Source organism: Pseudomonas sp. LBUM1659 (genome assembly GCF_059716045.1).
The window spans coordinates 5,421,772-5,445,403 of sequence record NZ_CP166797.1; the positions used below are offsets into that span (position 1 = coordinate 5,421,772).

Genomic DNA, 23,632 nt, shown 5'->3' on the forward strand with positions numbered 1-23,632 from the left:
GCGACGGTGCGACGATTCGACCTGCTCGCGAAGGGGCCAGCCCAGACACTTCATCAACCTGGGGTAAGACACTCCGGCGCATTCAACTTCGGATCATTCACCAGATTCGCCAGCACCCGCTCGCGCAACACCGCGGGTTCACTGGCAAGCAAGGCCTGCAAAGTATGCAACGGCGTCTCGGGATCGAGCCACGCCGCCTGCCCCGCCGCATCGAGAATCAACGGTCGACGCTGACTCGCCGCTGGCTGCGTGATCACTGCCGTGCTCAGCCATACCTGTTCCTGCACCGGGTACGCTTCCCAGATCGCGGCAAAAAACAGCGACGAACCTTCCCCCGGTGTCAGCCAGTACGGACGCTTGCGTGTGGTGCCGCGCCACTCATAGAAACCGTTGGCCGGCAGCAGGCAACGTCGCTCACGAAAGGCCTGGCGAAACATCGGCTGCTCGGCAACGGTTTCAGCCCGGGCATGGGCCGGGGTGCGGGACAGATCGGTCAGCCACGGCGGCGTCAGGCCCCAGCGGGCGCGGGCCAGTTCACGCTGGCCGTCCAGGCCTGCACGCAGCATCAACACCGAATCGTTGGGGGAAATATTCCACTGGGCCTGCTGATCGGCAGGGAAACCGGGCAGGGCCGCGAAGGCGGGGTTCCAGCGAAACAGGGCATAACGTCCACACATGGGGTAGCACGACTCTTGATCAATCGAACGCCAGCCTAACAGACCAGCGTGCCGGGAAAGCTCTCCGGTTCATCGCCGGACAGCGGCAGCGCGGCATTGTACGCGGTGATCAGCGAGCGGGCGTATTCGGCCTGGTCATTATCCACCGACAAGCCCAACAGGCCGAAGACCGGCAGTTCGCCAGTGCCGCCGAGCAAATGGCGCCCCACCAAATGCGCCTCAATGCCCTCGCTGGCCAACATGCTTTGCAGCAACTCGCCTTCCATCAGGTTTTCCGGCTCGTAGATTCGCAGCATCGGGACGCCCCTTTTTCACTCGTTTTCGCTAAGCACTTCGAGCAACCATTCCTGACCATCGGTCTGCAGGACAAACGTTATTGGCCGACAACAGACCGGACAGTCTTCGATATAGGTCTGATCCCCGCCAGACAAGTCCAGTACTGCCTCTGCCTCTTCACCACAATACGGACATTCGTAGCGCTCGGTTTCCAGCATCGCGGTCTCCCAAGTGACTTGTGCGTATAATCGCCGGTCTATTTGCAGGGCTATTTTTGTCTGGCTATTTTTTCAGACCGTGCCCTGTCGGTTTTGATCAAAACCATTACTTACCCTAGCCGTTTCTAACAAGAGAGCATGATGGGCGAATTCGATGCCATCCGACCTTACGACGACAGCGAAGTCCCAGCGGTACTGGACAGGTTGCTTGGCGACAAGGCGTTTCTAGATATCCTCACCCACTTCCGCTTCCCGCGTTTTGCCGGTGCTTTCGGCTGGATGCTTAAACCACTTATAGCTCATAGGCTGCGCCGCGAGTTCGCCGGCGTTCATTCGGTGGCCACGTTGCAGGATAAGGTCGAGATGTACGTCGACCACACCATCGAACGCGCCACAGACGGCGTCACCTACACCGGTGTCGAGCAGTTCAAGTCAGGCAGCGCCTACCTGTTCATTGCCAACCACCGCGACATCGTGATGGACCCGGCCTTCGTCAACTACGCCGTGTACCACGCGGGCCTGCCGACACCGCGCATCGCGATCGGCGACAACCTGCTGCAAAAGCCCTTCGTCAGCGACCTGATGCGCCTGAACAAGAGCTTCATCGTGCACCGTTCGATCACCGGTCGCCGCGAGAAGATGGCGGCGTATCAACTGCTGTCGGCCTACATCAACCATTCGATCCGCAACGATTGCGCCTCGATCTGGATCGCCCAGGCCGAAGGCCGGGCGAAAGACGGCGACGACCGCACCGAATCTGCGATCCTCAAGATGTTCCACATGAGTCGCAAGGACGAGCCGTTCGGCGAAGTCATTCAGTCGCTGAACCTCACCCCGGTGTCGATCAGCTATGAATACGACCCGTGCGACCAAGCCAAGGCGCGCGAGTTGTTCATCCGCGCCACCACTGGCAGCTACAGCAAAGTGCCGGGCGAAGACGATGTGAGCATCGCCAAGGGCATCACTGGCTACAAGGGCCGGGTCCACGTGAACTTCGCCGCGCCGATCAGCGAGCTGTTTGAAGACACCAAGCAATTGGCGGTCGAGATGGACAAGCAAATCCTCGGTGGCTACCGCTTGTTCCCGGTGCACTACCTGGCCTACGCCCAATGGAAAGACGCCGACCCGCAATTGCAGGTGCCCAAAGCTGTTGAAGTATTTGCGGCCGATGAACTGGCCAAGGCGCAGGAAGAATGGAACAAGCGTCTGGAGGCCTGCCCCGAAGAACATCGTCCGTACCTGGTGCTGCAATATGCGACGCCCGTGCGCAATCAGTACCGGGTGAAAGCCGGATTGCCGCTGTAAGGTTTCAGACTGATACGACAACGGCGCCCTTGGGCGCCGTTTTCATTGCTGCAGTCTTTGCTGTCAGACCCGCGTGCTGATCCACGACACCAGCAACGCCAGCCCGAGGCAGGCGAAACCGAAGCGATAGAAAAAGCGGTTCATGCGCAAGGTCGCCCAATCGAGGGTCGGCTCTACGTTGGGTTGGCTCTGACGCTGGGCCACAATATTGGCCATGGCGCGTTGTTCGCGGCGACGAGTGGCGTGCAGCAGCCAACCGCCCGGAAAGGCAAGCAGCAAGGCCAGCAGATTCACCAGTTTGGCGGGATGGGCGGTAAACAGCGTCATCAAATGCAGCGACATCACGGACCTCAAACAAAACAGGTGTAGCAGACGCCGAACCGACGAATGCGGCGCGGATTCTACCGAAAGCCTCCCCTCCCGCATCTGTTTTACGACAAAGAGCTCACTAATTGGCAGACTCCTGCCCTGAGTCATAACTTCGTCATCTAAATCCGTCAGTCTCGCGCCCCACGAAAACGGACACGGACACCGTCATGCTGCACGCTGAAAATCAGGATCGCCTCTACCTCATCGCCCAAAGTGAAGAACAACAAACATTGATCGGCAGCCTTGCCTTCAACGTCCAGGACCGCCACTGGCTGGTGTATTGCGCGCTGGGCGGACATCAACATGCGGATTTGCCGGAGACGGACTTACTGACCGGGGTGAGTGTGCTGGACTTTTACTCAGAAGCGGCCTGACACAACACATTCCCTGTGCGAGCCTGAATAAAAAAGCCCGGAGCCATTGCTGGCCCCGGGCTTTTTTGAATCCGACGAATACTTATTCGCCGAGAACCTGACCCACCGTCGGGTCCTTGAACAGACGCGTCAGCGCATCACTCAACACATCACTGACCAGTTTGGTGTTGGTTTCCTGATTCGGTGCCATGCCGAAACGCTGGTCCAGCGATGCACCGTAACGGCCGCTGTAACGACGATTGGCGTTCTGCACATCGGAGCGGAACGTAGCGGCGATGGTCGCTTCTGTCACATACATGCCTTCTTTAGGCGACTGATACTTCAGCTCGGCCAAGGTCACAGTGAGTTGCGGTGCATTCGGCGCATTGGGCGTCGGGGTAAAGCCCAGCAAGCGCACGGCCGCCTCGGCCTGAGCCTGCAACTTCGGCAGAATCTGCGAGCCCTGCACGGTGATCGCGCTGGTTTCCGGGTACAGGCCGCCACGGGTGCCCAATGTTGGCGACGGACGACCGTCCACCACACGCACCACCACCGGCTGACCATGGCCGACCGGCGCCAGCTGCGTTGTCAGCTTGGGCTCAGGGTTCAGTTGTTGCGGGCTGTGGGCGCAGCCAACGAGGGTCAAACTGGTCACAGTGATCAAACCGAACAACAGACGTTGCAACATGCGTATCTCTCCAGAATCAGGCACAAACAGGCCCGCAGTATAGCGGTGCGTCACGACGGGTAACTAGCACCCTACGAGCCTTGAAGTAAATTCCTGTACCCCCCTGAACCACTGCTTTGCCGTGCTCTACAGCAATGGCCGTTGCCAGACGTTCAAGCAGTTCAGCCTCCAGCCAATGGGCGAAGGCTGGGTGGAAATCGAAGAAATCCGTCTGAACGGGTCGCACCAACCTCTCCCCCCAAGCGCACGCGTTAGCACGCGCCAGCCACGTGCACCGGTGCAATATCTGTTGACCACCTGACCAGATGCCTAATAAAAGTCATTAAACACGTCCATTTCCCTGCGTTTCTTAGATACAATCTCCCCCCGATTATAAGGACGTCTCCTGATCGGGCCTCGCAGCATCGTTAATGCCTCGGTATTGACACCCCGCACCGCCCACAGAGAGCCGCCCACACAGATCGAGTGAAGCTGGCGCGCTTGCTGTTCCTGGAGCAAAAACCCGCTTTTCGCGAATCTGCAGAGCTGTCATTACGCTCGGTCACTGAGCTGTCTGCCCGTTTTGCCGGTCATGTATCCCATGACGGTAATGCTTGCGGGCACGGTGCCAGGCAGGGACAGCCCTTTTTTGAGGTTCACGTCTTCAAAAGAGCGTGAAAAAAACGGGTTTTCACAACTTCACAAGAGTGTGGCGAGCAAATGAATAGTTTTGCGTCTGAACATGCACCATTAGCGTCTGAAACAGCCCAACGACACAGGACCGGGCACTCCTCGTATACCGGAGCCTGAAGCCTGTCCGCTACGGATTTGGTTGCACAAACGGATGTATCGACCATAAGTCGAATTGCCAGTCGCGCGTTGAAATGAGTTCATAACCCTCATTGACCCGGCCGGTAGCGTCCGTCGAAGTTGCAAAAAATTGCGAAGATTCGGACATGGCGAAACTGTCCATGGGTACCTGGGGCATCACTGACACGCCCCTGAACGCCTGGCAGCCATGCCGACAATTTGGTGCTGCAGATTTTGGAGACGCGTTAAATGGCGCATAACGAAGCAGTCGACGTAGTACTGGTTGGGGCCGGCATCATGAGTGCCACCCTTGCGGTATTGCTCAAAGAGCTCGACCCCGCGATCAAGCTGGAAGTCGTCGAGCTGATGGATTCCGGTGCCGCGGAGAGTTCCAACCCGTGGAACAACGCCGGTACCGGTCACGCCGGGCTGTGTGAGCTCAACTACACGCCACAGGCTGCCGATGGCACCGTCGACATCAAGAAAGCCGTGCACATCAATACCCAATTCGAGGTGTCGAAGCAGTTCTGGTCCTACCTGACCAAGAAAGGCACGTTCGGCTCATGCAAGACGTTCATCAGCCCGGTGCCACACCTGAGCTTCGTGCAAGGTGACAGTGGCGTTTCCTTCCTCAAGGAACGCTTCAAGTTGCTGAGCAAGCACCACGCCTTCGCGGACATGGAATACACCGAAGACAAGGCGAAAATGGCCGACTGGATGCCGCTGATGATGCCAGGCCGTCCGGCCGACGAAGTCGTCGCGGCTACCCGCGTGATGAATGGCACAGACGTCAACTTCGGCGCCCTGACCAATCAATTGCTCAAGCACCTGACCAGCGCGCCCGACGCACAGGTCAAGTACTGCAAACGTGTGACCGGCCTGAAGCGTAACAACGGCGGCTGGACCGTCAGCATCAAGGACGTCAACAGCGGCAACACCCGCGACGTCGACGCGAAATTCGTCTTCCTCGGCGCTGGCGGTGCGGCATTGCCGCTGTTGCAGGCCTCGGGTATTGAGGAAAGCAAAGGCTTCGGCGGTTTCCCGATCAGTGGCCAGTGGCTGCGTTGCGACAACCCGGAAGTGGTCAAACACCACCAGGCCAAGGTGTACAGCCAGGCCGCCGTGGGTTCGCCACCGATGTCCGTGCCACACCTGGACACCCGTGTCGTCGATGGCAAGAAGTCCCTGCTGTTCGGACCTTACGCCGGTTTCACCACCAAGTTCCTCAAGCACGGCTCCTTCATGGACCTGCCGATGTCGGTTCGCGCCGGCAACATCGGCCCGATGCTGGCCGTGGCGAAAAATAACATGGACCTGACCAAGTACCTGGTCAGCGAAGTGATGCAATCGATGGAACAGCGTCTGGAATCCCTGCGTCGTTTCTACCCTGAAGCGAAAGCCGAAGACTGGCGCCTGGAAGTGGCCGGCCAACGGGTGCAGATCATCAAGAAGGACCCGAAAAAGGGCGGCGTTCTGCAGTTCGGTACCGAACTGGTCGCGGCCAAGGACGGTTCCCTTGCTGCCCTGCTCGGCGCCTCCCCTGGCGCTTCGGTGACCGTTTCGATCATGCTTGAGCTGATCGAAAAATGCTTCCCGGGCAAGGCTTCCGGTGAGTGGGCTGCCAAACTGGCAGAGATCTTCCCGGCTCGCGAAAAAGTGCTCGAAACCGATGCTGCGCTGTATCGCAAGATCAATGCGCACAACAACATCGCACTGGAACTGGTTGAAGCCAGTAACGAGACCGAAAGCTACGCTTGATTCGGCCCCATAAAAAACGCCCCGTTTTCACTGAGAGCGGGGCGTTTTTTTATGCCGTTCTGTAGGAGCACGGCTTGCCGGCGATGGCGTTCTTGAGATCGCTATCGCCGGCAAGCCGTGCTCCTACAGGTACAGGTTAACCGCGGGCCTTGGCGATCAATTCGATGTACTCGGCCGCATTGCGCTGATCCTTGATCAGGGCGACGAAGTCATTGCCGTGCTCATCTTGGCCATTGAGGTCCAAACCTGCCTCGACGAAGAACGTCAGGAAACGCTCAAAGTCATCGATGCGCAGACCACGGTAGGCCTTGATCAATTTGTGCAGCGACGGCGAAGTGGCGTCGACCGGCTCGAAATCGAGGAACAACTTGATCTGCTCGTCGCCGATCTCGTCACCAATCACTTGCTTCTTATCTTTACGCATTGCCGACTCCAGCTCGCAGACATTTCACGGGGCGGGCAGTTTACCCCTCCCTTGGCGCCGGGCTCAACGCGTGCGAGTGGCCCCGGTGTGCAAGTCAGCCCAGACATGGCCATTGGCATAGCTGAGAAACTGGCAATACACCGTGTCATTGCGAAGTAAGTCGATCACCACCCGGTACTGCGCCAGCGGGTAAAACAGTGTCAGGGTTTTGCTTTTTTCGTCGTAGACCGGCTTTTTCAGGCTTTTGCTTTCGCCATCGAAGTTGACCAGCACCTGGTTGATGGTCGCGCCCTTGTTCAAGGATTTGCCCTTGAGGCGGATCAGCAACGGTGACGTGACGGGAATCGGCTGTTGATTGGACTGGCGCTGGCTACCCACCACCACCGAATACTCGGTGACCTGCAGGAATTGTTGCTGCTCGGGCTCGGCGTCGCGCAGGGTCAGGTCATCGGGTGGCAGAAACTGTGCGTGCACCGGCGCCGGGGCGGCCGCCAAGGGCAGGCTGAGGGTCAGCAACAAGGCGGCGCAGCAGCGAATCAAAAGGCTCATGACGGGCTCCGAGGGGCGGGGCCGAGCACTCTAGCATGGGGTTACGAATAGATTCCTGTAGGAGTGCACTTGCTCGCGAAGGCGGCGGCACATCCAACATCAATGTGTCAGTCAGGCCGCTTTCGCGAGCAAGCTCGCTCCTGCAGGAAGTGTGATCATTCGAATTGTGAGCGCATCCACGCCTGATACTCGGCGACACCTGGCTCGCCTTCACGAGGAGCCCAATCCGCCAGTTCGCCTTCACCGACCGGGCGATACGGACCAGCCTTGCACTCAAACATCAGGCTGTCGGCTTCCAGCACCACCAATCCGTGGAAAACGCCAGTGGGCAGGTCGACGCCGACACAATCACCACCGGCTTGCAGGATTTGCTTTTTAACCACCCCGCCAGCCTCGTCGAAGATCAGCACGCCAAGGCGCCCTTTCAGGACCAGCAAGGTTTCAGCCTTGTTTTCGCCCAAGTGCCGGTGAGGCGGGATATAGGTGCTCGGCTGCAAACCCACCGCCATGCGATGGCAAGCGTCTTCCATCTGATGAAAGTTGTGATGCTGCCGTCCACGAAGATTAGCCACAGCTTTCTCGGCCAATTCAGTGAACAGCGTTTGATCCAGAAAGCGCGGCGTGGTCATCGATTACATTCCTTTAACAGCAAAGATCCCGTTAGCGTTACGCCAGTAGCCTTTGTAGTCCATGCCGTAACCAAAGATGTAACGGTCGATGCACGGCAGGCCGACGAAATCGGCTTTCAGGTCCGGGCGAGCCTTGCGGTCGTGGTCTTTGTCGATCAGCACGGCGGTGTGCACTTTGCGCGCGCCGGCGTGTTTGCAGAAATCGATGATTGCGCCCAGGGTGTGACCTTCGTCGAGGATGTCGTCGATGATCAGCACGTCACGGTCGATGAACGACACTTCCGGCTTGGCTTTCCAGAACAGGTCGCCGCCGCTGGTTTCGTTGCGATAACGGGTGGCGTGCAGGTAAGACGCTTCCAGCGGGAAGTGCAGATGCGGCAACAGCTTGCCCGAGAAAATCAGGCCGCCGTTCATCACACAGAACACCACCGGGTTGGAATCCGCCAGTTGATCGTTGATTTGCGCACCGACGCGGGCGATGGCCGCCTCGACTTCAGCTTCGGTGTACAGGCAGTCAGCCTCTCGCATGATTTGACGGATATGCTCGAGATCAGCGGACATGGCGCTCTCCAGGGAGGGGGTAAGGGGAGGGACGGATTCAGGAAAAGCGGGCAAAGGTACGCATCAAGCGAGGTCAGATCAAGCGTTTGTGGACTAACGTACTGTATGTCTATAGGACAACACCCTCGGATAGATTAATCTAAGCCGGTTTTTTTGCCCGCCGCCGGAGCCTTTCCCATGCCCATCCTCGAGATCCGCCACCCGCTGATCCGTCATAAACTTGGCCTTATGCGCCGTGCAGACATCAGCACCAAGAATTTCCGAGAGCTCGCTCAGGAAGTCGGCGCCCTGCTGACCTATGAAGCCACCAAAGACCTGCCGCTGGAGACCTACGACATCGAAGGCTGGTGCGGCACGGTGTCGGTCGAGAAAATCGCCGGCAAGAAAATTACTGTAGTACCGATTTTGCGCGCCGGTATCGGCATGCTCGAAGGCGTGCTGAGCCTGATCCCGGGCGCCAAAGTCAGCGCCGTGGGCGTGGCCCGCAACGAAGAGACCCTGCAAGCCCACACCTACCTGGAAAAACTGGTCCCGGAAATCGACGAGCGCCTGGCGATGATCATCGACCCGATGCTCGCCACCGGCAATTCCATGGTCGCCACCATCGACCTGCTGAAAAAGGCCGGTTGCCGCGAGATCCGCGCCATGGTGCTGGTGGCAGCGCCCGAAGGCATCGCCGCTGTAGAGAAGGCTCACCCGGACGTGACCATCTACACCGCCTCCATTGACGAAAAACTGAACGAACACGGTTACATCATCCCGGGCCTGGGCGATGCCGGTGACAAGATCTTCGGCACCAAGCAGAAGGACGCTTGAGCATGCAGCAAGAGTTCAACGATCCGCTCTGGCGCACGGTGCTGTCGGGTGCACAGATGCTGTTCGTGGCCTTCGGTGCGTTGGTGTTGATGCCCCTGATTACCGGCCTCGACCCGAACGTGGCGCTGTTCACCGCAGGTTTGGGGACGATTCTGTTTCAGATCGTCACCGGACGTCAGGTGCCGGTGTTCCTGGCGTCGAGCTTTGCCTTCATCACCCCGATCATCCTTGCCAAGGGCCAGTTCGGCCTTGCGGCGACCATGGGCGGCGTGATGGCGGCAGGCTTCGTCTACACCTTCCTCGGCTTGGCCGTGAAGATCAAAGGCACCGGTTTCATCGACCGCCTGCTGCCACCGGTGGTGATTGGTCCGGTGATCATCTCCATCGGCCTGGCCATGGCGCCGATTGCCGCCAACATGGCAATGGGCAAGGCCGGCGACGGCACTGAGCTGATTCATTACCAGACCGCAATGCTTATCTCGATGCCGGCACTGTTGACCACCCTGATCGTCGCGGTGTTTGGCAAAGGCATTTTCCGTCTGGTGCCGATCATCTCCGGCGTACTGGTCGGTTTTGCCATGGCCTTCTACTTCGGCGTCGTCGATACCGCGAAGATTGCGGCCGCGCCGTGGTTTGCGATTCCGAACTTCACCGCGCCCGAGTTCAACTGGCAGGCGATTCTGTTCATCGTTCCGGTTGCGTTGGCCCCGGCCATCGAACACATCGGCGGCGTGATTGCCGTCGGTAGCGTGACCGGTCGCGATTACTTGAAGAAACCCGGCCTGCACCGCACCCTGCTCGGCGATGGCATTGCCACCACCGCAGCGGGCCTGTTTGGTGGCCCACCCAACACCACCTACGCCGAAGTGACGGGCGCGGTGATGCTGACCAAGAACTACAACCCGAAAATCATGACCTGGGCAGCGATCTTCGCCATCAGCCTGGCGTTCATCGGCAAGTTCGGGGCGCTGCTGCAAAGCATTCCGGTGCCGGTGATGGGCGGGATTCTCTGCCTGTTGTTCGGTTCGATTGCGGCGGTGGGCATGAACACGCTGATTCGCCACAAGATCGATTTGGGCGAAGCGCGCAATCTGGTGATTGTGTCGGTGACCCTGGTGTTCGGGATTGGCGGTATGCTGGTCGGCACCGGGACCGGCCAGGATGACTTTGGCCTCAAAGGCATCGCGCTGTGCGCAGTGGTGGCGATAGCGCTAAACCTGTTGCTGCCGGGCAATGACAGCTGGAAACACAAGAAGGCGGATGAACCACTTCTGTAAGCCGATCTTGAGATAGCTATCGCGGGCAAGCCTTGCTCCTACAGGTTTTGTGTCAATCACTGTAGGAGCAAGGCTTGCCCGCGATGCTTTTAAAGGGCCAACGGCGCTCTTTCGCATAGTGCACTCAACGCCCGCGCCCATTGCGGGTCATCGTTCAGGCACGGCACCAGCACCAATTCCTCCCCTCCCGCTTCGCGGAACTGCTCCAACCCACGATCACCGATCTCTTCCAGCGTCTCGATGCAATCAGCCACGAACGCCGGGCACATCACCAGAATCTTCTTCACGCCGCTCTTGGCCAGTTCATCGAGGCGCGCTTCGGTGTAGGGTTCGATCCACTTGGCCCGCCCCAGACGCGACTGAAACGACACCGACCACTTGCCGTCCGGCAAGCCCATGCGCTTGGCAAACTCTGCCGCCGTGCGCAGGCATTGCGCGCGATAGCAGGTGGCTAATACCGCGGGCGTTGCGTTCTTGCAGCAATCGTCATTCTTGAAGCAATGCTTCCCCGTCGGATCGAGCTTGGTCAGGTGCCGCTCCGGCAATCCGTGGAAGCTCAGCAACAAGTGATCGTAATCCTGCTGCAAATAAGGCTTAGCGCTGGCGACCAAGGCGTCGAGGTATTCCGGCTGATCGTAAAATGGCTGGAGAATCGACAGTTGCAGCTCGAGTCCTTTTTCGCGCAGCACGCGCTTGGCTTCTTCGATCACCGTCGTGGTGGTGCTGTCGGCGAACTGTGGATAAAGCGGCGCCAGGGTGATTCTTTTGTGGCCCTGAGCGGCCAACTGCACCAGTTTCGTTTCAATCGACGGCTCACCGTAACGCATTGCCAACTCGACCGGACCATGAGTCCACTGCGCCGTCATGGCCTGTTGCAGACGACGGCTGAGCACCACCAGGGGCGAGCCCTCCTCCCACCAGATCGACGCGTAGGCGTGGGCTGACTGCTCCGGGCGTTTGATCAGGATCAGCGACACCAGCAAGCGTCGCACCGGCCATGGCAGGTCGATCACATACGGGTCCATCAGAAATTGATTGAGGTAGCTGCGTACATCCGCCACCGACGTGGAGGCAGGTGAACCCAGGTTAACCAGAAGCAACGCGTGATCGGTCATGCAACGTCCTATTTCAGAGGCGGCTGGACAGATCGTCCAGGGCCGCGCGCAAATCAGTGAACTGGAAAGTGAAACCCGCTTCCAACAAGCGGGCCGGCAGGGCCTTCTGGCCACCCAGCAACAACAATGACAACTCGCCCAACCCCACTTTCAAGGCCAGGGCCGGCATCGGCATGAACGCCGGGCGGTGCAGCACGCTGCCCAGTGTCTTGGCAAACTCGCGATTGCGCACCGGTTTGGGGGCGCACGCATTATAGGGACCGCTGACGTCTTTCTGATGCAGAAGAAAATCAATCAGGGCGATTTGGTCGTTGATATGGATCCACGGCATCCACTGCCGACCATTGCCGATCGGCCCGCCCAGCCCCAGTTTGAACGGCAGCAACAGCCGCGACAAAAAGCCGCCCTCAGCCGACAGAACCAACCCGGTACGGATCAGCACAACCCGAATCCCCAAGGCCTCGGCACGCTGGGCGGTCTCTTCCCAGGCGATGCACAACTGACTGGCGAAATCATCGATGACGGGGGGTGAAGCCTCGGTCAACTCACGCTCCCCCCCATCGCCATACCAGCCCACCGCCGAACCGGAAATCAACAGAGAAGGTTTTTGCTCGCGTTTTTCGAGCCAGGCCAGCAGCGTTTCTGTCAAGGTGATGCGGCTACTCCAGAGCAACGCTTTGCGCTTGTGAGTCCAGGGCCGGTCGGCAATCGGTGCGCCTGCCAGATTGATAATGGCGTCCAGCGGTGCCTGATCAAGGTCCTCCAGCCGGGCAACCCCACGCACTTGCGTGCCGCACATTTTCTCAACTTTTTCAGGCTTGCGACTCCAGACGGTCAGACGATGTCCCTGACTCAACCAGTGCCGACAGAGCTGACGTCCTATCAAACCAGTACCGCCTGTCAGCAATATGTGCATGACTTCTTCCTCGCGTGGCGTTTAACCCTGATCACTAGTCTATTTTTATAAGCAGGGATCTTTGGTATCGGGCAGTGTCTGTGTTTAACAATAGGCCAAGCTGTCAGATCGAGAACGCTAAAAGTTATACCAAAAAACAATATTGTACAGGTTTGACCCACAGCGTAGTCTGTACAGAAAGGTAAACGAGGCCCCTATGACTGTACCTATCGCAATCATCGGCACCGGCATCGCCGGGCTCTCAGCCGCTCAAGCCCTGACTGATACAGGGCATGTCGTCCAGCTTTTCGATAAAAGCCGCGGCAGTGGCGGACGTATGTCGAGCAAGCGCAGCGATGCGGGTGCTCTGGACTTGGGCGCGCAATATTTCACAGCCCGCGACCGCCGCTTCGTCACCGAAGTCCAGCGTTGGCAAGCCAACGGCTGGGTCGCCGAGTGGACACCGCAGCTCTACACCTACCACGGCGGCCAACTCAGCCTGTCGCCGGACGAACAGACGCGCTGGGTCGGCACGCCTCGCATGAGCGCCATCACCCGCGGCCTGCTCGGCGATCTGGAAGTACAGTTCGCTTGCCGGATCACCGAGGTCTATCGCGGCGAAGAACACTGGCATTTGCAGGACGCCGAAGGCTTCACCCACGGTCCGTTCAGTCATGTGGTGATCGCCACACCCGCCCCTCAAGCCACCGCGCTGCTGGCGGCCGCATCGAAGCTGGCCGGGGTCGCCGCCGGGGTAAAAATGGACCCGACCTGGGCCGTCGCACTGGCATTCGAAACACCGCTGGATACGCCCATGGAAGGTTGCTTCGTACAGGACAGCCCACTCGACTGGCTGGCCCGCAACCGCAGCAAACCGGGGCGCGACAACACTATGGATACGTGGGTGCTGCACGCGACAAGTGCCTGGAGCCGGCAACATATCGACCTGCCCAAGGAAGCGGTGATCGAGCAACTGCACGGTGCATTCGCCGAGTTGCTTCATGATTCCATGCCCGCCCCGAGCTTCAGCCTCGCCCATCGCTGGCTCTATGCCCGCCCCGCCAGCAGCCATGAATGGGGCGCGCTGACCGATGCCGATCTGGGCCTGTATGTATGCGGCGACTGGTGCCTGTCCGGGCGTGTCGAAGGCGCTTGGCTGAGTGGTCAGGAAGCCGCTCGCCGGTTGCATGAACACCTGCAATGAACAGCATCAATCCACGTAAATTGCTGCTGTCGAAGTGGACAGCAGCCCATCCGCAACACCGCGAAAAACACTTTCTGGTGACCGAGTTGTTCCGTGACGAGGAAGGTACGGTGCTGGAAGTCGAGTTACAGGCGGTGCTGACCAATCGCAGAGAACGCCTCGATTGGCGAACCCTCAAGAACAGCGACACCTGGCAATTGGGCTGGAAGTAGATCCCGGGGGAGTGAGCTTGCTCGCACAGGGATCGGCTGAGGGACGATAAAACCTATACAAATAATTTGACTTGTACACCTTTGAATCTATGATGAGGATTATGTTGTACAGAGACCAAACTCTGTACAAGTTTAGATTCGAGGTGCTTCGATGCGCGACCAGCCAGCGACCCGACCAAAAATCGCAATCAGCGCTTGCCTGATGGGCGCTGAGGTTCGCTATAACGGCGGGCACAAGGAATCACGCCTGTGCAGTCGCACCCTCACTGACCATTTCGATTTTGTCCCGGTATGCCCGGAAGTGGCCATCGGCCTCGGCATCCCCCGTGAGCCGATTCGCCTGGTGGGCGATCCGCAACATCCGCAAGCGGTCGGCAGTGTTCACGCCGAGCTTGACGTCACCCGACAGCTCACCGAGTACGGCCAGACAATGGCTAGTCAGTTGAGCGACATCTGCGGCTACATCTTCATGCAAAAATCCCCTTCCTGCGGCCTGGAACGGGTGAAGGTCTATCAGGCCAACGGTACACCGGTGGAGGGCGGCGGACGCGGCCTCTATGCTGAGGCCTTTTGCGCACTGAACCCAGACCTGCCGGTAGAAGAAGACGGCCGGCTTAACGACCCGGTGCTGCGGGAAAACTTCCTGACTCGCGTGTTTGCCTACAGCGCCTGGCAGCAATTGCTGCAAAAAGGCCTGACCCGCCGCGACCTCACCGACTTTCACTCGCGCTACAAATACCTGCTGATGGCGCACAACCCAGTGCAATACAAAGCTTTGGGCAATCTGCTGGGCAACATGGGCCAGTCCGATCCTGGTGAGCTCGGCCCGCGCTACTTCCGCGAACTGATGGCGGCGTTGAAAAAATGCGCCACGCGGCGCACCCACACCAACGTCCTGCAACACATCAGCGGTTATCTCAAGCAAGTCATCAGCCCTGAAGACAAGCAGGAAATGCAGCATGTCATCGGCCAATACCGCCAAGGCATCGTGCCGCTGGTGGTGCCGTTAACCCTGCTCAAGCACTACTTTCGTCAACACCCGGATCCTTACATTGCGCAGCAGGTTTACCTGCAACCGCATCCGGAAAACCTCAGCCTGCGAAACGCGATCTAATGAAATCCCAACTCGACACCAGCGCCAGCGAAGACCTCGGCGACGACTTTAAAAAGGCGCTGGACGACGGCTGGCTACCGATCCGCGAAGTGGCGCGCCAGACCGGCGTCAACGCCGTGACGCTGCGCGCCTGGGAACGGCGCTATGGCCTGATCGTTCCGCAACGCACGCCCAAGGGCCATCGGCTGTTCTCTGCCGAACACGTACAACGCATCCTGACAATCCTCACCTGGCTCAACCGTGGCGTGGCCGTCAGCCAGGTCAAGCAACTGTTGGACACGCCGCAAGCGTTTAGCGAATCCGTCGAAAATGATTGGCAGGTGCTACGTCAGACACTGCTGCAAGCGGTGTCGCACCTGAACGAACGCACCCTTGATGACACCGTCAATCAAGCCATGGCGTTGTATCCCCCGCGAACCTTGTGCGAACTCCTGTTGATGCCGTTGCTGGCGGAACTGGACCAACGCTGGCAGGGCCAATTCGGCGCGCAGATGGAGCGGGCGTTCTTTCATTCCTGGTTGCGCAGCAAATTCGGCGCGCGCATCTACCATAACAACCGTCAGTTACGCGCTGCGCCGCTGCTGTTGATCAATCACTCCGATGTGCCACTGGAACCTCACCTGTGGCTCGCCGCCTGGCTGATCAGCAGCGCCGATTGCCCGGTAGAAGTGTTCGACTGGCCCTTGCCCGCCGGCGAACTCGCGTTGGCGGTCGATCACCTGCAAGCCCGCGGCGTACTGCTGTATTCCAGCAAAGCCATAAACCTTTCGCAGCTGCCGAAACTTTTGAACGGTGTCAGTTGCCCAAAAATGATTGTCGGACCCACGGTACGTATCCATCACGCCGAGTTGTCCGCAAGAACTACCGGGATCGCTGATTTGTCCTTCGCCGAAGACCCGTTATCGGCGCATAAGGAACTTGTTCAGCGTGGGCTCATTTAATGAATCGTTCGGATAGCACCATGCAATTGATCTGGCTGCGCAGCGATTTGCGCCTACACGACAATACCGCCCTCTCGGCTGGCGCAGCGCGCGGCCAGGCGGTGGCGGTGTATCTGCTGAGTCCGGAGCAGTGGCTGGAACACGATGATGCACCGTGCAAAGTGGATTTCTGGCTGCGCAACCTGAGGGAGTTGAGCCGCGCGTTGGGCGAACGGAACATCCCCTTGTTGATCCGCAAGGCATCACGTTGGGACGAAGTGCCGACAGTGCTGCTCGACCTGTGTCAGCAGTTGAAGATCGACGCCGTACACGTCAACGAGGAATACGGCATTCACGAAAGCCGTCGTGATGCGGCGATGGCCCAAGCGTTGAAGGCCAATGGCATCGATTTCTATAGCTACTTCGATCAACTGCTATTCAAACCGGGCACCGTGCTGACCAAGACCGGCACTTACTTTCAGGTCTTCAGCCAGTTTCGCAAGGTCTGTTACGACCGCCTGCACAGGTCAACGCCAGAGAGGGTCTGCGCCCCTGCCGTCCAGGCGCCATTGGCGATCAGCAGCGACCCCCTTCCATCAAGCGTTGAAGGTTTCGCCACGCCCAGCGACAGCTTGCGCAAACTCTGGCCCGCCGGTGAGACCGAAGCCCGACGCCGTCTCGACACCTTCGCCGACGCCCAGATCGACTACTACAAAGACGAACGCGACTTCCCGGCCAAACCCGGCACCAGCCAGCTCTCGGCCTATCTCTCCGCCGGGGTGATTTCACCCCGCCAGTGTTTGCACGCGGCCCTGCAAAGCAATCAGGGCGAGTTCGAAAGCGGCAAGGTGGGCGCCGTCACCTGGATCAACGAGCTGCTGTGGCGCGAGTTCTACAAACATATTCTGGTGGGTTACCCACGGGTCTCCCGCCATCGCGCCTTCCGCCCGGAAACCGAGGCCATGGCTTGGCGCGATGCACCGGAAGAACTGCTGGCATGGCAAGAAGCCCGCACCGGCCTGCCGATCATCGACGCGGCCATGCGCCAATTGCTTGAAACCGGCTGGATGCACAACAGGCTGCGCATGGTGGTGGCGATGTTCCTGACCAAGAACCTGCTGATTGACTGGCGTGAAGGCGAGCGCTTTTTCATGCGGCATTTGATCGACGGCGACTTGGCGGCGAACAACGGTGGCTGGCAATGGAGCTCGTCCACCGGCACCGATTCGGCGCCCTGGTTCCGGATTTTCAACCCGTTGAGCCAATCGGAAAAATTCGACGCCGAAGGCGTGTTCATCAAGCACTGGCTGCCTGAACTGGCCGGTCTCGACAAGCGGGATGTGCACAACCCGGCCAACCTTGGCGGTCTGTTCGGCGCGGCGGATTATCCATCGCCGATCGTCAATCTGGGCACGTCCCGGCAACGGGCGCTGGCCGCGTTCAAAAACCTGCCTTCGAGACAACAGGCCGGAGGTCGCCATGAGTGATTTCCTGCGGCGTTTTGCTGTGCAGTTTGCCGACCTGAACAAAGACAACCTGCACCACCTCAATCAGCTCTACACCCATGACGTGCACTTCACTGATCCGCTGCATGAAGTACAAGGTCTGGTGGAGCTGCGCAGCTACTTTACCGAGCTCTACACCAACGTCAGCGATCTGCGTTTCGATTTCCACGGCTTCGACCAGATCAGCGAAGGTGAAGGCTATCTGCGCTGGGTCATGAGTTACCGCCACCCGCGCCTGGCCAACGGCCAGTTGATCCGCGTGGACGGCTGCTCGCACCTGCTTTGGCGCGACAAGGTTTATCGCCACCGGGATTACTTCGATGCCGGGGCGCTGATTTACGAACATTTACCCGTACTGGGTCGGGCAATTGCCTGGCTGAAAAGGAGAATGGGATGAGCCTGGCATCTCCACGGCGCTACTGGTTGACCGGCGCCAGCAGCGGTATTGGCGCCTCGCTGGCCGAAGAAATACTCAAGACCGGTGCTCACCTGGCCGTCAGTTCACGCTCGACAGCCGTGCTGAAGGTCTTGTCCCAGCGCTATCCCGGACAAGTGCTGGTGGTGCCCGGGGACCTGACTAACAGCCAACGAGTACGCGAAATTGGTGAGCAAATTGCGCAAGACTGGGGTTCGCTGGATACGGTGATTCTCAATGCGGGCACCTGCGAGTATGTCGACGTCCAGCAGTTCGATTCGTCGATTGTCGAACACGTGGTACGCACCAATCTGCTCGCCAGCGCCTATTGCATCGAGGCGGCGTTACCGCTGCTGCGCAAAGGCACCGCGCCGCACCTGGTGGCCGTCGCGAGCTCCGTTACGTACTTGCCCCTGCCGCGCGCCGAAGCCTATGGCGCGTCGAAGGCGGGGCTACGTTACCTGTTTGAATCGCTGCGCATTGATCTCGCGCCGGAAGGCATCGAAGTCACTATCGTCAGCCCGGGTTTCGTCGAGACACCGCTGACGGCCAAGAATGACTTCCCGATGCCGCTCAGTTGGCCGGTGGGTAAAGCGGCCCGGCACATCTTCGCCAAACTCAAGAACCGGCCATTGGAGATCGCTTTTCCGGGACTGTTCATGGCGGCGCTGTGGCCGCTGTCGAAAATGCCCAACGCGGTGCAATTGGCAATCGGCAAACGCATGGTGCGCAGCTCTCCGCCGATCCAGGATCTACCGTGAACATCGCCATCATCGGCAGCGGCATCTCGGGGCTGACCTGCGCCTACCTGCTTAATCGCAGGCATGCGATCACCCTGTTCGAGGCCGGCGACCGGGCGGGCGGTCACACCCACACGGTCGACGTGTCGGTCGATGGCCAGCGCTATGCGGTAGACACCGGTTTCATCGTCTTCAACGACAGGACCTACCCGAATTTCATCCGCCTGCTGAGCCAACTCGGGGTGGGTTTCAAGCCGACTGAAATGAGTTTTTCGGTGACCGACCCGGACTCGGGGCTTGAGTACAACGGCAATAACCTGAACAGCCTGTTCGCCCAACGCCGTAACCTGTTGTCGCCAGGATTCTGGGGCATGTTGCGCGACATTTTGCGCTTCAATAAAGAAGCCCAGCGCGACCTGGCGCAAGGGCGCATCACCGCCGACACCACGCTGGACGATTACTTGAAGGCCGGAAACTACGGCGAGCGCTTTATCCTGCATTACATCGTGCCGATGGGCGCGGCGATCTGGTCGATGTCCATGGCGGACATGCTCGGTTTCCCGTTGCAGTTTTTTGTTCGGTTTTTCAAGAATCACGGGCTGCTGTCCATCAGCAATCGCCCGCAATGGTGCGTGATTGACGGCGGATCCAATGCCTACGTCGGACCACTGGCCGCCTCATTTCGCGAGAAGATTCGTCTCAACTGCCCCGTGACGCGCGTCGAGCGTGATGACGCAGGCGTGGTTATCCACAGTGCCGTTGGCAGCGAACGCTTCGATAAAGTCGTGTTCGCCTGCCACAGCGATCAGGCGTTGAAACTGTTGGCCAGGCCGAGCGATGCCGAACTGTCGATCCTCGGTGCCCTGCCCTACGCCGACAACGAAGTGGTGCTGCACACTGATACGCGCTTGCTGCCCGTGCGCAAACGGGCCTGGGCCAGCTGGAATTATCGCCTCGGGGGCGCCGGTCACACACTGGCCGCAGTCACCTACGACATGAACATCCTGCAAGGTTTGCAGAGCGATACCACGTTTTGCGTCAGCCTCAACCAGAGCGCCGGTATCAGCCCTCACAAGGTGCTCGGCACATTCACCTACGCCCATCCGCAATACAGCCTGGCCGCCGTCGCCGCGCAAGGTCGCTGGGATGAACTGGATGGCACCCGGCACAGCCATTTTTGCGGCGCTTATTGGGCCAACGGTTTCCATGAGGACGGCGTGGTCAGCGCCTTGCGAGTCGCCCGCTCCTTTGGAGAAGTGCTGTGAACAGCGCCCTCTACAGTGGCTGGATCGCCCACCGGCGGTTTGCCCCAAGGCACCACGAATTCCGCTATCGGATCGGCCTGCTGTACCTGGACCTCGACGAGCAAGACGCGGTGCTTGGCTTGTCGCCCCTGTGCGGCACCAGCCGCTTTGCGCCCTTCTCGTTTCGCGAATCGGACTACCTGAAAACCTTTACCGGCAAGGGCATGCGCCTGATTGATGCGGTTCGCCTGCAAGTCAGCGAAGTCATCGGCCATGCGCCGCAAGGGTCGATCTGCCTGCTGACACAGGCCCGCAGTTGGGGTCTGTCGTTCAACCCGGTGAGTTTCTTCTATTGCCATGAAGCCGATGGGCAATTGGCAGCGATTGTTTGCGAAGTCACTAACACGCCATGGCGAGAACGCTTTCTGTATGTGTTGCCGGCGAGGTCGCCTGAGAACCGGTTCGATTTCCATCAGCATTTCGTGGTGACCAAGGCGTTTGATGTGTCGCCATTTTTGCCGCGGGATCTCGAATACCGGATGAGTTTCAGCCCTGTCGCCAACGCGCTCGGCGTGCACATGGCGGACTGGCAGGGCGAACTGAAACTCTTCGACGCCACGCTTAACCTGCATCGCGAAGCGTTAAACCGCAGCAGCCTGCACCGTTACCTGCGGCAGTTTCCCTGGATGACCGCGAAAACCTGCCTGGCGATTTACTGGCAGGCGCTGCGCCTTTTGCTCAAACGCGCCCCGCTCTTTGCTCACCGGGTTGCCGATGGCAGCTTTCAAACCGCCACAGCTCCCTCCAAGGATCGCCGTCATGAAATCCTCTAGCATTTTGGCCAAAGCCACTCTGCCCGGCACCCACGGCTTGACCGGAGCGTTGCTGCGCCGTGGCGTGCTACGGCAACTTGCGGCGCTTAGACACGGGCAACTGGTGGTGGTCGAGGACAGCGAGCGGCATGTCTTCGGCACGGCCGACAGTCATTTGATCGGGGAGATTCATATCCTCGACGCAGCGGCATGGGGATTGGTGGCCAGCAACGGTTCAATTGGCGCGGGTGAAGCGTTCATCCACGGTTATTGGAGTTCGCCGGACCTGACCGCCGTGGTGCGCGTCTTCGTCAGCAACCTCGACGTGCTGGATGCACTGGAAGGCGGCCTGGCAAAACTCGGCCGACCTTTCGTTCAAGGACTGCATTGGCTAAACCGCAACACCCGCAAGGGCTCGCAGAAAAACATTGCCGCCCATTACGACCTGGGCAATGACCTGTTCGAGCAGTTTCTCGATCCGACCATGATGTATTCCGCTGCGCAATTCCTCAGTCCCGAAGACAGCCTCGAACAGGCGCAGTTGAACAAACTCGAAAGGATTTGCCAGAAACTGGTCTTGCAACCCAGCGATCACCTGCTGGAAATCGGCACCGGTTGGGGCAGCATGGCGCTTTACGCGGCGCAGCATTACGGCTGCAAGGTCACCACTACTACGCTCTCAAAAGAGCAGTTCGCGTTTACCGCCCAACGAATCGAAACCCTGGGCCTGCAAGGCCAGGTCACGCTGCTGCTTAAGGATTACCGCGACCTCACCGGCCAGTACGACAAACTGGTGTCGATCGAGATGATCGAAGCGGTCGGTCATCGCTTCCTGCCGACCTACTTCAAGCAATGCGCGCACTTGCTCAAGAGCAACGGCTTGATGCTGCTGCAGGCCATTACCATTCGCGAACAACGCTACGAGCAGGCCAAGGGCAACGTCGACTTCATCCAGCGCTATATCTTCCCCGGCGGCGCCCTGCCCTGCGTGCAGAAAATGCTCGAGATCGTCAGTCGTGACACCGACATGAACCTGCTGCACATGGAGGATTTCGGTTTGCACTACGCGCGAACCCTGCGCCTGTGGCATGAAAATTTTCGCCGCGCCCAGGGCCGTTTGAGCGAGTTGGGTTACGACGACTATTTCCTGCGACTTTGGGAATTTTACCTGTGCTACTGCGAAGGCGGCTTTCTGGAGCGCACCATCGGCACGGCACAATTGCTGTTGGCCAAACCGTCTGCTATCACCGCGCCGCTGTTGGGCCGTTTCGATGCTTGAACGCGTGGCTAATGCAGTATTGTTTCAGCTCGGCTGGTTTGCCTGTGTGGCCGGCGGCAGCAGTCTGTGGTTGCTGGTAGCACCGGCGGTACTGGTGATTCATCTGCTGTGGATAAGTCGCTGGACCGATGAAGGTCGATTGATCCTCAGCGTGGTGCTGCTGGGCACCACCGTCGACAGTTCATTGCGCTGGCTGGGCGTATTCGATTTCACCGACCCCGCGCCAGTGATTCCGTTGTGGCTGATGCTGTTGTGGGCGCTGCTGGCAACGACTTTGCGCCATTGCCTGGCGTGGACCGCCAACCCTTGGTGGCTCGGTAGCGTGCTCGGCGCCGTCGGCGGGCCACTGTCGTATTACGCAGGCGGACAACTGGCGGGCGTGCAGTTTCCGTATGGACAATGGCCGACCTTGACCGGCATCGGGCTGCTCTGGGCAGGGCTGTTACCCGCACTTCACTTCATGGCCCAGCGACTCGCGTCAGGCACCCGCTACTGAGCGTCCGTCAGGCCTTTCACACAGCACCGGCCCACTGCCTTACACTGGGCGCCATGAAAACCATTCCCCACACGCAAATCGCCGAGCCGGCCGTCACGTGCTCAACCTGCGCGGCTTGCTGCTGTCAGCTTGAAGTGATGCTGATCACCGACACGGGCGTACCCGAACGTTTTATCGATACCGATGATTGGGGCGGGGAAGTCATGCTGCGTCTGGACGACGGCTGGTGCGCTGCGCTGGATCGCAACAGCATGATGTGCACGATCTACGAAAAGCGTCCGCTGATCTGCCGGGAATTCGAGATGGGCGCACCGGAGTGCATCGAAGAGCGCCAGGGGATCAGCACGGCATATCGGTAACCTGGAAGTGTATCGCTCGATCCGACGCCATCGCGGGCAAGGCACGCTCCCACAGGAGAATGCCTGACCTGTGGGAGCGTGGCTTGCCCGCGATGTTTTTGACATTACAACGGCATGGTGTAGTGCAGCGCGTAACTTTCTACGCCATCGTTGTGATTGGCCATACCGCCATTGGAATAGTGCGTCGCACGAATCCCGACTTCATGACCGCCGGCAAAACGCGCACCGAAACCGAAACGGTCTTCGAATTGGAAGGACTGGCCAATGTCGTTGTTCTCAAGTTCGGTATGGGAGAAAAACGCCACACCAATACCCGCCTCGACATAGGGTTTGATGGACTGACCGGCAAACTCGTAAACAAACACCGGCGAGAACGACAGGCTGTTGTTGCTGGAAGTCTTGTCCCCGTCCCAATAGGTATAGGCACCGCTCCAGTTACCCGTCAGGCGCCCCACGTCACTTTGCCACCAGCTCTTGTCCCAATCGAATTGCATGCCCAGTCGATAGGTCATGGTTGAATCGGTGGTCTGGCCGACCCCGAACTCCACGCCTGCTGCCTGTGCGGTGAAACTTTGCCCCATCAAAGCGGCCGCAATCGCGGCCAAGCAGAATAGTCGCCTCACTAGAAACTTC

General features: G+C 59.1%; 30 protein-coding genes. 18 read left to right on the forward strand and 12 right to left on the reverse strand.

Annotated features, from left to right (window positions below; genetic code table 11):
* Window positions 1–53 precede the first annotated feature (53 nt).
* From ACA048_RS24610 to ACA048_RS24620, 3 genes are read right to left on the reverse strand one after another with little or no spacing between them, the layout of a single operon-like run.
* On the reverse strand, window positions 54–677 hold the full coding sequence (locus tag ACA048_RS24610; protein ID WP_223515363.1) for an SOS response-associated peptidase: 624 nt from the start codon (window positions 675–677) through the stop codon (window positions 54–56).
* A 35-nt stretch (window positions 678–712) separates the two neighbouring features.
* Complete coding sequence (locus tag ACA048_RS24615; protein ID WP_452628127.1) at window positions 713–973, reverse strand: putative signal transducing protein; 261 nt, start codon at window positions 971–973, stop codon at window positions 713–715.
* Window positions 974–988: 15 nt separating this feature from the next.
* Window positions 989–1,171 carry a CPXCG motif-containing cysteine-rich protein gene (locus ACA048_RS24620; RefSeq protein WP_497626665.1) on the reverse strand — a complete coding sequence of 61 codons (183 nt, stop codon included), beginning with the start codon at window positions 1,169–1,171 and terminating at the stop codon, window positions 989–991.
* Window positions 1,172–1,312: 141 nt separating this feature from the next.
* Here ACA048_RS24620 and ACA048_RS24625 point away from each other — a divergent pair, with 141 nt between their 5' ends.
* Window positions 1,313–2,476 carry a 1-acyl-sn-glycerol-3-phosphate acyltransferase gene (locus tag ACA048_RS24625; protein ID WP_497626666.1) on the forward strand — a complete coding sequence of 388 codons (1,164 nt, stop codon included), beginning with the start codon at window positions 1,313–1,315 and terminating at the stop codon, window positions 2,474–2,476.
* 63 nt (window positions 2,477–2,539) lie between these two features.
* Here the strand turns inward: ACA048_RS24625 and ACA048_RS24630 are convergent, their stop codons facing one another.
* Complete coding sequence (locus ACA048_RS24630; protein WP_497626667.1) at window positions 2,540–2,818, reverse strand: hypothetical protein; 279 nt, start codon at window positions 2,816–2,818, stop codon at window positions 2,540–2,542.
* Window positions 2,819–3,012: 194 nt separating this feature from the next.
* Between ACA048_RS24630 and ACA048_RS24635 the strand changes: the two genes are divergently transcribed.
* Window positions 3,013–3,219 (forward strand): hypothetical protein, encoded by a 207-nt coding sequence (locus ACA048_RS24635; RefSeq protein WP_223515378.1) that lies wholly within the window; start codon window positions 3,013–3,015, stop codon window positions 3,217–3,219.
* Window positions 3,220–3,301: 82 nt separating this feature from the next.
* Here the strand turns inward: ACA048_RS24635 and ACA048_RS24640 are convergent, their stop codons facing one another.
* Window positions 3,302–3,886, reverse strand: coding sequence for a YajG family lipoprotein (locus tag ACA048_RS24640; protein WP_497626668.1), 585 nt, complete (start codon window positions 3,884–3,886; stop codon window positions 3,302–3,304).
* A 103-nt stretch (window positions 3,887–3,989) separates the two neighbouring features.
* On the opposite strand from ACA048_RS24640, the gene ACA048_RS24645 reads away from it, so the two are divergent.
* Together ACA048_RS24645 and mqo are read left to right on the forward strand one after the other, a co-directional pair.
* On the forward strand, window positions 3,990–4,187 hold the full coding sequence (locus ACA048_RS24645; RefSeq protein ID WP_497629928.1) for a hypothetical protein: 198 nt from the start codon (window positions 3,990–3,992) through the stop codon (window positions 4,185–4,187).
* Window positions 4,188–4,924: 737 nt separating this feature from the next.
* Window positions 4,925–6,433 carry a malate dehydrogenase (quinone) gene (gene mqo, locus ACA048_RS24650; protein WP_223515384.1) on the forward strand — a complete coding sequence of 503 codons (1,509 nt, stop codon included), beginning with the start codon at window positions 4,925–4,927 and terminating at the stop codon, window positions 6,431–6,433.
* 136 nt (window positions 6,434–6,569) lie between these two features.
* Here the strand turns inward: mqo and ACA048_RS24655 are convergent, their stop codons facing one another.
* The 4 genes from ACA048_RS24655 to ACA048_RS24670 all read right to left on the reverse strand — a co-directional run bounded on the left by ACA048_RS24655 (window position 6,570) and on the right by ACA048_RS24670 (window position 8,596).
* Window positions 6,570–6,857 (reverse strand): PA4642 family protein, encoded by a 288-nt coding sequence (locus tag ACA048_RS24655; protein WP_477793646.1) that lies wholly within the window; start codon window positions 6,855–6,857, stop codon window positions 6,570–6,572.
* 63 nt (window positions 6,858–6,920) lie between these two features.
* Complete coding sequence (locus tag ACA048_RS24660) at window positions 6,921–7,406, reverse strand: hypothetical protein (protein WP_497626669.1); 486 nt, start codon at window positions 7,404–7,406, stop codon at window positions 6,921–6,923.
* 155 nt (window positions 7,407–7,561) lie between these two features.
* Window positions 7,562–8,035: a WbuC family cupin fold metalloprotein gene (locus ACA048_RS24665; RefSeq protein WP_497626670.1), complete on the reverse strand. Its 474-nt coding sequence runs from the start codon at window positions 8,033–8,035 to the stop codon at window positions 7,562–7,564.
* A gap of 3 nt (window positions 8,036–8,038) precedes the next feature.
* Window positions 8,039–8,596, reverse strand: a complete 558-nt coding sequence (locus tag ACA048_RS24670) for a hypoxanthine-guanine phosphoribosyltransferase (protein ID WP_223515397.1) — start codon at window positions 8,594–8,596, stop codon at window positions 8,039–8,041.
* Window positions 8,597–8,773: 177 nt separating this feature from the next.
* Here ACA048_RS24670 and upp point away from each other — a divergent pair, with 177 nt between their 5' ends.
* Together upp and ACA048_RS24680 are read left to right on the forward strand one after the other, a co-directional pair.
* A complete protein-coding gene (gene upp / locus ACA048_RS24675; RefSeq protein ID WP_223515400.1) occupies window positions 8,774–9,412 on the forward strand; it encodes a uracil phosphoribosyltransferase in 639 nt (212 codons plus the stop codon).
* 2 nt (window positions 9,413–9,414) lie between these two features.
* Window positions 9,415–10,689 (forward strand): uracil-xanthine permease family protein, encoded by a 1,275-nt coding sequence (locus ACA048_RS24680; protein WP_150781825.1) that lies wholly within the window; start codon window positions 9,415–9,417, stop codon window positions 10,687–10,689.
* A gap of 89 nt (window positions 10,690–10,778) precedes the next feature.
* Here the strand turns inward: ACA048_RS24680 and hemH are convergent, their stop codons facing one another.
* Complete coding sequence (gene hemH, locus ACA048_RS24685; protein WP_497626671.1) at window positions 10,779–11,804, reverse strand: ferrochelatase; 1,026 nt, start codon at window positions 11,802–11,804, stop codon at window positions 10,779–10,781.
* Window positions 11,805–11,817: 13 nt separating this feature from the next.
* On the reverse strand, window positions 11,818–12,720 hold the full coding sequence (locus ACA048_RS24690) for a TIGR01777 family oxidoreductase (RefSeq protein ID WP_497626672.1): 903 nt from the start codon (window positions 12,718–12,720) through the stop codon (window positions 11,818–11,820).
* A 196-nt stretch (window positions 12,721–12,916) separates the two neighbouring features.
* On the opposite strand from ACA048_RS24690, the gene ACA048_RS24695 reads away from it, so the two are divergent.
* The 12 genes from ACA048_RS24695 (at window position 12,917) to ACA048_RS24750 (ending at window position 22,999) form a co-directional block, all read left to right on the forward strand.
* Window positions 12,917–13,903 carry an NAD(P)/FAD-dependent oxidoreductase gene (locus ACA048_RS24695; RefSeq protein ID WP_497626673.1) on the forward strand — a complete coding sequence of 329 codons (987 nt, stop codon included), beginning with the start codon at window positions 12,917–12,919 and terminating at the stop codon, window positions 13,901–13,903.
* The gene (locus ACA048_RS24700; protein WP_497626674.1) at window positions 13,900–14,115 is read left to right on the forward strand and encodes a TIGR02450 family Trp-rich protein; all 216 of its coding nucleotides are present in this window, start codon (window positions 13,900–13,902) and stop codon (window positions 14,113–14,115) included. The genes ACA048_RS24695 and ACA048_RS24700 overlap by 4 nt, the downstream gene beginning before the upstream one ends.
* Window positions 14,116–14,266: 151 nt before the next feature.
* Window positions 14,267–15,229, forward strand: a complete 963-nt coding sequence (locus ACA048_RS24705; protein ID WP_497626675.1) for a YbgA family protein — start codon at window positions 14,267–14,269, stop codon at window positions 15,227–15,229.
* Window positions 15,229–16,170 carry a MerR family transcriptional regulator gene (locus ACA048_RS24710; RefSeq protein WP_497626676.1) on the forward strand — a complete coding sequence of 314 codons (942 nt, stop codon included), beginning with the start codon at window positions 15,229–15,231 and terminating at the stop codon, window positions 16,168–16,170. The genes ACA048_RS24705 and ACA048_RS24710 overlap by 1 nt, the downstream gene beginning before the upstream one ends.
* A gap of 20 nt (window positions 16,171–16,190) precedes the next feature.
* Window positions 16,191–17,636 carry a deoxyribodipyrimidine photo-lyase gene (gene phrB, locus ACA048_RS24715; protein WP_497626677.1) on the forward strand — a complete coding sequence of 482 codons (1,446 nt, stop codon included), beginning with the start codon at window positions 16,191–16,193 and terminating at the stop codon, window positions 17,634–17,636.
* Window positions 17,629–18,051, forward strand: coding sequence for a nuclear transport factor 2 family protein (locus tag ACA048_RS24720; RefSeq protein ID WP_497626678.1), 423 nt, complete (start codon window positions 17,629–17,631; stop codon window positions 18,049–18,051). The genes phrB and ACA048_RS24720 overlap by 8 nt, the downstream gene beginning before the upstream one ends.
* The gene (locus ACA048_RS24725) at window positions 18,048–18,830 is read left to right on the forward strand and encodes an SDR family NAD(P)-dependent oxidoreductase (RefSeq protein WP_497626679.1); all 783 of its coding nucleotides are present in this window, start codon (window positions 18,048–18,050) and stop codon (window positions 18,828–18,830) included. Before ACA048_RS24720 ends, ACA048_RS24725 begins: the two co-directional genes overlap by 4 nt.
* The gene (locus ACA048_RS24730; protein ID WP_497626680.1) at window positions 18,827–20,074 is read left to right on the forward strand and encodes an NAD(P)/FAD-dependent oxidoreductase; all 1,248 of its coding nucleotides are present in this window, start codon (window positions 18,827–18,829) and stop codon (window positions 20,072–20,074) included. The genes ACA048_RS24725 and ACA048_RS24730 overlap by 4 nt, the downstream gene beginning before the upstream one ends.
* Window positions 20,071–20,886: a DUF1365 domain-containing protein gene (locus ACA048_RS24735; protein WP_497626681.1), complete on the forward strand. Its 816-nt coding sequence runs from the start codon at window positions 20,071–20,073 to the stop codon at window positions 20,884–20,886. Before ACA048_RS24730 ends, ACA048_RS24735 begins: the two co-directional genes overlap by 4 nt.
* Entirely contained in the window at window positions 20,873–22,144 is a 1,272-nt protein-coding gene (locus ACA048_RS24740) for a class I SAM-dependent methyltransferase (RefSeq protein WP_497626682.1), read from the forward strand. Before ACA048_RS24735 ends, ACA048_RS24740 begins: the two co-directional genes overlap by 14 nt.
* Window positions 22,137–22,640: a DUF2878 domain-containing protein gene (locus ACA048_RS24745; RefSeq protein ID WP_497626683.1), complete on the forward strand. Its 504-nt coding sequence runs from the start codon at window positions 22,137–22,139 to the stop codon at window positions 22,638–22,640. Before ACA048_RS24740 ends, ACA048_RS24745 begins: the two co-directional genes overlap by 8 nt.
* 53 nt (window positions 22,641–22,693) lie before the next feature.
* Window positions 22,694–22,999: a YkgJ family cysteine cluster protein gene (locus ACA048_RS24750; protein ID WP_007942663.1), complete on the forward strand. Its 306-nt coding sequence runs from the start codon at window positions 22,694–22,696 to the stop codon at window positions 22,997–22,999.
* A gap of 104 nt (window positions 23,000–23,103) precedes the next feature.
* Here the strand turns inward: ACA048_RS24750 and ACA048_RS24755 are convergent, their stop codons facing one another.
* Window positions 23,104–23,622 (reverse strand): acyloxyacyl hydrolase, encoded by a 519-nt coding sequence (locus tag ACA048_RS24755; RefSeq protein ID WP_497626684.1) that lies wholly within the window; start codon window positions 23,620–23,622, stop codon window positions 23,104–23,106.
* Between the last annotated feature and the right edge of the window lie 10 nt (window positions 23,623–23,632).